The organism is Pseudomonas abietaniphila (genome assembly GCF_900100795.1).
In the GTDB taxonomy this organism is placed as follows: domain Bacteria; phylum Pseudomonadota; class Gammaproteobacteria; order Pseudomonadales; family Pseudomonadaceae; genus Aquipseudomonas; species Aquipseudomonas abietaniphila.
In genome coordinates this window covers 1-8,443 of the sequence record NZ_FNCO01000036.1, presented here as the reverse complement: position 1 = coordinate 8,443, position 8,443 = coordinate 1, and the positions used below count along the sequence as shown (strand labels likewise).

General features: G+C 55.3%; 3 protein-coding genes. 1 reads left to right on the top strand and 2 read right to left on the bottom strand.

The features are described from left to right. Positions 1–62: 62 nt before the first annotated feature. Both BLS87_RS32985 and BLS87_RS32980 read right to left on the bottom strand, forming a co-directional pair. Positions 63–5,843 carry a hypothetical protein gene (locus BLS87_RS32985; protein WP_074759369.1) on the bottom strand — a complete coding sequence of 1,927 codons (5,781 nt, stop codon included), beginning with the start codon at positions 5,841–5,843 and terminating at the stop codon, positions 63–65. Positions 5,844–5,890: 47 nt separating this feature from the next. Further along, a complete protein-coding gene (locus BLS87_RS32980; protein ID WP_074759368.1) occupies positions 5,891–7,663 on the bottom strand; it encodes a hypothetical protein in 1,773 nt (590 codons plus the stop codon). A gap of 120 nt (positions 7,664–7,783) precedes the next feature. On the opposite strand from BLS87_RS32980, the gene BLS87_RS32975 reads away from it, so the two are divergent. Beyond that, positions 7,784–8,338 (top strand): hypothetical protein, encoded by a 555-nt coding sequence (locus BLS87_RS32975; RefSeq protein ID WP_143024548.1) that lies wholly within the window; start codon positions 7,784–7,786, stop codon positions 8,336–8,338. The last annotated feature ends 105 nt before the right edge of the window (positions 8,339–8,443 follow it).

Below are 8,443 nucleotides of genomic sequence, written 5' to 3'. Positions count from 1 at the left end.
AGTCTCCTTCCATTGGAAACGCTGCCTTGGGGCCAGTAGCCCCAAGGCAATTGTCACAGTGGTTAATCGTTGGACATCCGTTTGATGATGAGCTTGTTGCGGTTATTGAAACTTGCGAAACTCAGTTGCAACTGATGCGGATTGCCAAACCGGTCAATCAGCCGCATACGCAAAGCCTCAGCCAGTTTGCTGGACTCGTCGAACGGGAAGTCGAGCCGACGATGCAGACTGAAGAGGAATTCACCGTCGGCGCTCGCAAAGCTGTCCTTGACCACTTTGCTCGGTTTCACAGCATCCGGTATGCCGTTGTACAGCAACGGTTCAAAGTTGAGTTCCTCCGACATGGGCAGCGCGTAGCCGGTGTAGCTGCCCACCTCTTCGGCATACTGACGGCTTTCCCACTGAACCATCGAGAAGCCACGCTCGAAGGCAATGTTCCTGAACCCGATGGGTTCCTGCACCGAGGCCGACAAAAGCCTGAGGTAGTAATAGTCGACGGTGGTGAGGTACAAGTCGAAGTCCTCATCCGTCTTTGGATCGCCTAACCCTTCGGGTCGCTTGACATCCATGTGGTACTCGCTGTCCTGGTAGACCGGCACCGGCAGCGGCTGGATGACAATGATGGCGTCGTTTTCCTCGGAACCCGAATGGTCCGTTGAATAGAAAAACGTGTTGTCCGCCCGTGTCACCCGGGCCGCGATTCTGATTTCGGTGTCGCTGCGGGTCTGGATGTAAAGCGTTTTTGCATCGCCATCCAGATCAAGAGCGTCCTCCTGCACTTGAGCCGGCGGGAACTTGCTGGTGTAGAAGTCGTATTCATTGCGCTTGGCGTTGACACCCCACCGCGTGACGCTGCCATCAATCGGTACCCCTTCGCTGCCCACCTGAGGCAGCACCTCTTTGGTCTCAGCCACCACCAGCGTCAGGCTGGCGCGCTCGGCAGGGGTGAGGGCGGTCTCTTCGCCGCTGTCGGTGGGTTTGGTCTTGATGGCGATTCTCACCTGAACCTGCTGTAACCCGTTGGCGTAGGCCATCTTGGTGGGTGATTCGGGCTTGACGGTAAACGTGGTGAAGTCCGACCAGGTGGGTCTCAACGCTGTATTGGACAGGTGCACGACACCGAAACCGCGGAAACGTGGATTGTCGACCTCCTTACACCCGACCACACTGTAGGGCGTTGAAATGTCGTCCGGGGCGGTGAACAGTCCGAACGTGTCAACAGTCCCTTGTCCGGTGATAACGCTCCATTCATAGGTGTAGTCTTCTTCATCCAGGACACTGAGCTGAACCGTCGCATTCCTTGCCAGACCGGGATGGAACACGGGGGCGATATCAAGGGCGTAGTTGGCGTTGATCAGCAATACCGTTGCCAGCACTTTTTCGCCCGTGCCTGAGTCTTCAATCTCGATCAGTGCCGGCAGCATGTCGCTCTGCAAGGATACGGGGGCGGTATACAGCGCCGACAGCGTGTCCTCGGCCACCTCGAGTTCACCGGGTGCCTCATCAAGCAGACGCCAGGCCAGAAGGCTGCCGCTCAGGCTCGATGCCCGCAGCTCCACGGGTGCGGCCTCATTGCGGATACGCAGGGTTGACATCGCAGGGGCCACCGCCATGGACTCCGCAACGACCGTTACCAGCGCCGAAGCCGTGCGCAACTCACCCGTGGCCGGGTCTTCATAGCTGGCCGTAATCACATTGCGCACCGCTGAGCCTTCCAGGCTCTGCAAGGGCGGGGCGGTGAACACGCCGGTCTGATCGATCACGCCCTGGGCGCGACTGCCGTCGATACCGCGAACGGTCCAGGTGATCGGTGCAGCGGTCCGCTTCAACTGGCGGATCTCGAAACGCTGACTGTTACCCACCTTGATGATCGACTGCAGCGGTTCCAGCGTGAACGATGTGTTGGTCGGGTCGATCTGTCCGAACAACACCACATCGCCGGGTAGGTGGGCCTCGGTGGCCAGGAAGGCATTCTGCCCTGGGAACAGCAGATGATTGAGCGCATAAAAGTCCAGGTCCGGTAATTCAATGCCGAAAAACAGGTCTTCGAATTTTTGCATTTCAGCCTGGATAAACGCTTCAAACTTCCATCTCACTTCGGCGAGAAGTTGATTGTCATCGTCGTAGTCGTAATTTTGAATGTGCATGCTGTGAGTAAAGGTCTGCCCCGTCCGTTCAAAGGTAATCAGGTTTTTTACAGGGTCGGGGATCAGCGTGTAAGTCAGCGTTAAATCATAGTTAAAGATCACATCGTCCATGATGTTTCTATCCGGCCAGGCGGGTATGTGCAGTTTGTAGTGATACGGAAGCCTGATGGTGTCTTTCAGCTTTATAACGAGGTTGTCGTCATCCGACGAGATGATCAGGTTGGGGTGAAATGGGAAGTAAATTTCCCCCATCATGAAATTACTCTGCTCTCCCAGCAAGTGGTCTGCCTGGAAATGACAACTGCCCGAGTCATACTTCCCATTGGTCGCTTTCAACAACGAGCTGGACCCCGGAGGGGTATTGGAAGACAAGCTCAATCCCCGAGCGATATAACTCGTCAGGTAAGGTTTGATGGCATTCTCGAAGACCATCCGGCTCGACAGTACGACGGAACCTGAGTAATCGGGCTCACCACTCACCATCGTCTCGTCGTCGGGGATCAGGTAGCGAAACGTGGCGGCGTTTTCAGGGGTGGGCAACGTACCGTCATAGAAGTCATTGCGCGTGCGCACGAACAGGATGACACCGCCCTCGCCATAACTGCTTGAATTGATGTTCTTGCCACTGGGCGCCGCTTGCGTGCGGATATAGAAGTTGCTCGGTGTCAGCATATCGTCACCGATATAGTCCAGTACACCGATCAGATAACGGCGGTCCGACGCAGGCTGACGCTTGAACAAGTCCTCAAAAAACAGGCCAAGTTGCTCTTGCGGATACGTCTGAGTGACCAGATTACTGGTGAAGTTAAAACCTTCGCCCAGATCGACCACCACGTTGCCTTCCTTGTCCACTTCGCCGGTCACGGCGTCCAGGCGAACTTCCATTTGCACCTTGAATTGCTGCTGCACGCTGACATTGAAACTGGACTTGAGGTACGCCGGGCTAGCGTCCGGATAGGACATGTAAGCCACGGACCCCGACACGATGTCCATCGTGACGAGCACCCTGGAGTCCAGCAGGTCGGCGTTTTCGAATGAGATCTGAGGCGCACCGAGCACCAACCCGGACAGTTCGAGCATTTCTCGCCCGGCACTGCCGGGAATCAGCGGGACGGTGCCAAAAATCGGCAGTAGAAAACTGTCCGCGTTGAATTTGGCGACATATTGCTGTTCAAGCATCCGGTTGATTTTGGCCCGGCTGTAGGTAATCAGCGCGTTCCAGCCATAGGTAACGGTTTTACCCTGCATCCAGCTCAACAAGGCATCGCGCGAATTGACACCCTTGCCAGCGGTTCGCATTTTGGCGGCAACTGCGCGACGCGCAGACCGTGCTTCAAGATCAGGTCGTGGCGGAAGATAACGCGATGCATGGCGCGCAAAGCGCGCCAGCGGTAAGGACAGCGCCATAAACCCGAACGGATCGTGGCCTTTAGGCCCCACCCTCGCCATGACAATGGCCACACCGTCCTTGAGCGCAGCCGGTGCAGGCTCTGTGAATACGCCTGTCTGATCCACCTCGCCATCGCCTCCCAGCAAAGACCACTCCAGTTCATCTTCAATGGGTTGTGGCTCTCCCCAATCTGATTCCATCAATGCAAGCTGGACGCCCTGCTCAGGGTCTTGCTCGATGATTTCCATGCCATAGCTCAGGTTCTGCCAGCACACCAGGATGAAGGCACGTGCCTTGGCGCCTGTCGCTGTAGCGGTGAACTCGACGGTGTCCACGGTGATATGTTGGTTCGGGCTCGTTCCCGGGCTGTAGACGTAAGTGCCGGGGTTGTCGGGGTCGGGCGTGAGGGTCGCTTCGTGATCGACGTTGCTGGTCAACGTAAAGGTGATATCGCCTCCATCCAGATTCTCCACACGAATCACCGCGCCTTGGCTCTTTGCGCAGGTCTGGAAAAGCGGGTTGACCGTCAACGAAGAGGTCACAACGGTCGCCAGCGCCGATGAGCTGCTGCTTCCGTCCATGTCGTGGGCGGTCACAATGACTCGAATGAACGGTGTATCGAGCGTGTCTGCCGCTGGTGCGGTGTACAAACCGCTGGCGCTGATCGTGCCGACGCCTGAGGTGGCGCCATCAATGCCTTTCACACTCCACTGCAGATTCTGGGTGCGCCGTGTCTGAATGGCGCTGGTCGTGAACTGCTCGGTTTTCCCGGCAAGCACCCTGGGCTCCAGGGGCGATATTTGAAATGACGTCAGACTGGCGTCCAGTTGACCGAACAAGGCCATGTCGGTCGGCAGACTGACATCGCTGATGCGCATGTTGTTGCTTTCCGGAAACAGCAGGTTACTGACCATGAACGTATTGATATCGGGCGCTTTGACGCTACTGAGTTTATTCGTCATATGTGGCCGGATGAGTGCATCGAGCCTGGCATGAATTTCCACGCTGGGTTGGTCGAAAAAATCGAGTTCCTCATACCCCGACTCTGACAACGTCAGCGGCATTTCTTTGCGTGTAAAGCTCACCACGTGCGTTTGTGGGTCGATGGAGGGAGTGAAATCCACCGTGTAGGAATGGGCGATGATCAGGTCGCCAGACTTGTACTCTGGACTCGTGGGGGGATCAAACTCAATGACATTGCCCCACGGTGAGCGTGGCTGATTATTCCATGTGATACGCAGCAGGTTGTCAGCGGGAAAAACCCGGAAAGCATTCGTTGCGTTGTTTGCAGTGAACGGTAATGCAAGGGTCTCGACCCAGAATTTCGCATCAAAATCGCCATTTCGCACAGTGTACTTGTACACAAAATCGTTGAAGGAAAGTCCGCCTGACTGAGCGCTTAAAATGCCTTTGGTATCGGTATTCGTCAGGCTGAGTCCTAGTCCGAAGTCTGCAGTAATCTGAGTTTTTATCACTCTGTTAAAGATCAGGTCGTTCGACAAAATGACCGCTGCGGAGTATAGGCTCTCCCCGTTAGCGTCGACATCATCCGGTATGAAGTACGGCATTTCGGTCTCTTTAGTGGGCAGCCCGGCGTGCTTGCCATCCCGAAGCACCACGAACAGGACCACGGCACCCGAGCTGCCGCCGTTGGGGTCAGGCTGAGTCAGTACATGAAAAGCTTTAGGGGTCATGACATCATTGCTGACGCCGTCCATGTACCCCAGGGAGTAGCGCTGGTACTTCTCTTCTTGTTCGTTAAACCACTCCTGGAAAAATGTGCCGACCAGCGCCTGGTCGGCGGGAGATTCGACAAAGTCTCCCGCAAACTCTTTACCCTGAGCGATGTTGAAGAAGACTTCGCCATCACGTCCAACCTCCCCGGTATTGGAGCGAAGGTCGACGGTCAGGAATAACTTGGGCGCGGTCATCGAGGCCGCTGCATGGGCATTGATGATTTTGGTCGTATAGGTGAAGTCAACGGTATCAGGGGCCGCCGTTTCAACGATGTTGGCGCCCATCAGGTGATAGGTCAGCCGGGCCTTTGCATGATCGAGGTTGGCATTTTCAAAGGACAACCGCGGCGGACTTAATAAGACCGAGCTGAATGTCGTGAAGCTTCCGCCGATGACGATGGTCTTGTCGAACGGGGGCAATGCATCATTGAGCAGGTAGCGGGATATATATTGTTGCGTCAACAACGCATTGACCTTGTTGCGGTTGTAGCTGACGATGGCGTCCCAGTCGAGTGTAGAGCGTTTGGACTTCATCGCCTCAAGGATTTTCTGCCGAGAATTGTTACCCATTTCACACCTCTTCAGTCGTGCGTTCTTAATTGTCAAGGAGGGTCTGGCTAGTCAATCAGTGTGAGTTTCAATGTCAGAAACTGTTGAGGTGAAGCGCTGTCATCAAAACGAACCGAGACATACACATCAAAGGATTCGTCCATCTTTAGTTGGTCAAGAATGGCCATCGGCAATTCGCCATGGTTCACGCCGACGACAACATCACTTTGCAACACTGCATAATCTTTGAGGATGTTGTATTCCACAGCAGACGCGCCATCCAGGGCCAGTCCCGAAAGCTCCAGATCCACGGTTTGACCGACGGCAATGTAGACCCAGGGTTCCAGTGTGAAATGAGCTCCGTTGGCGGCGTTTCCTGTTTTCCGGCTAAGTTTGCCAGGCGTGTTTGCCGATTCCGTGCATTGCAATTTGGGCAGTTTGTCGAGCGCTATCTCAGAGATGAAAAGCCGGTGTTTGTCAGACACAACTGTGACAGTCGCGCGCGTGACCGTGTAATACACGTCAAATGTGTTTCCCAGATTGGCCGGAATCGCGGTGGTGGGGATCCTGAAATCCAGCCCGCCGCCCACCAAGGGCGTTGACGTTTCGAAATTACCGGTCACGCCAATGCCATCCCAGATGACGGTAATCAGGTCGCCTGGCCCCAAACCGGGGTTGGCAGGGACGCGGACGGTGGCACCTGTTTCGGTAACGCCCAGCGGATCGAGCGTTGAGGTTCCCGCCACAGGGGTGGCTTCCACCACCGAGGGTGCGGCCAGTTTCAACGGCGTGACAATGGACAACTCCCGGGGTTCGGAGGACGCGCTGCTGCCGATCCGTGCGTATTGCCAGGTGAGCATTACGTTGCCGCCAATGCTGGCGTCGAGCACGCTCTTCTCGATCCTGAACTCGATTCTCCTGCTGTCGATGTTCGACTGATCGATACGTACGTGCTGGATACTGCTGTTGGTCGGCCGGGCTGCGCTCCAGTAAACCAGCACATCGTCACCGACCTGTATGTCCGGGTACGGATCCACCTCAATCATGGCCCCGTTGGGAAACCCCGCCGGGTCCAGGATGTCTCCGGTCAGGTCTCGGATACGCGGCAGCGGCATCCGGTTATCTGGCGGCACGGAAAGCTTCAGTTGCAGGCGGGAAGAGTCGGTGCTTCCGCTCGTGGAATAGGTGACGGCGTAACTGATTTCGACGCGGCCATCTGCTGCGCCGCTGAAGTAGTTGTCGCTGACTGACCAACTCAGTGGAAAGCCGACGTCTGTGTCGCCCAAAGTTTTGGTGTTGACGTAGGGGGACAGAGGATTGCCGTCTGCCTGGTAGGCCTGCCAGGTCAACTTGACGGTATCGCCTTTTGCCATGGCATGGTAAGGCGCGACAACGATTTGAACCGGACCCTGCGCTTTAGGGTCCAGAAAACCGCGATGAGCCTCTTTGACCTGCGGCAGCGGCAGGTGCGCAGCCGGTGCCGGGCGTTGTCCGACAAACAGTATCAGGCGTTTGGACTCCTCCACAACGCCCTGGTCGTCCACGGTGTACGAGTAAAAAGCCTGACCGTCGCGCAGACCGACCACGACAGTATTGGGAATCTCGATCTCAAGGCCCTCTACCGGAAGTTGATCTTTGTCGACCCTTGTGGGGATCGATCTAAAGTCCAGACCCCCGGAGGCCGATGTCCTTCCGACCCAGGAAAACGTAACCAGGTCGCCGTCCATTTCATCATTGGTGCCGTAGCGGATATAGGCCAACAGGTTTTTAGTGCCGAGTTCAATCAGATCGACAGTGTCATCTACCAGCGTCGGTATATTAGGGGCAGGCTTATCGGCCATGTTGATTACCTTAACGTGTGCGGTGAAATACCCATGCACTTGTTCTACTCGCCCGATACCGCGCTGTAACCTAGTAGAACTGATAGGTGGCGCTGGCACCGTCCAGTGCTAGCGTTAGTGATGACAATTACTGCACGACCACCGGCAGTTTCTTATCATTTGCTCAATGGCAAGGATGGCATTATGAAAAGCATCAGGCTCATGCTCTTTTCATCTTTTTTGATGGCAGCGTGTTCTTCGCAATTGGCGATCAGTGCGGCCCTGGAAGATCCCGTATATCACGGTCGGCTGAAAGTATATAAAGGCAAGGATGGGAGTGAGCTTACTTGCACGCTTGCTTTCGAAAATGGGAGCTTTAACTTCAAGGATATCGAGGGTTGCGAGAATGATAAAGCCTCTCATTTTATACTTGAAGAGGTGCCCTCTGCGGCCTTCATTACCTTTTACGATGCGCCTGATTGCGCCTCTCATGACAACTTCATTATTAAAATGAAAACCGTGAAACATCCGACCACGACATTGAAGGCCGTTGAGCTGACGGAAGCAGCCAAGAAGCTTCCAAATGAAGTGATCGCCCCGGGCATCATCATGATCAGCAAGGAAAATGATCAAGGTGATATCAAAGACAAATTGTCGTGCGTCAAAATAGAGCGTTCTTCCGGGCCTGGCAGTTAAATCCGGATTCACCCTGTCTGTCATTTGGCGAGCCTGTCGTCCTGCAGTCTCGCGCGTAAGGTTGCATCGGCTATCGCCGAGCCGAAACAGCAATGGAGATCCACG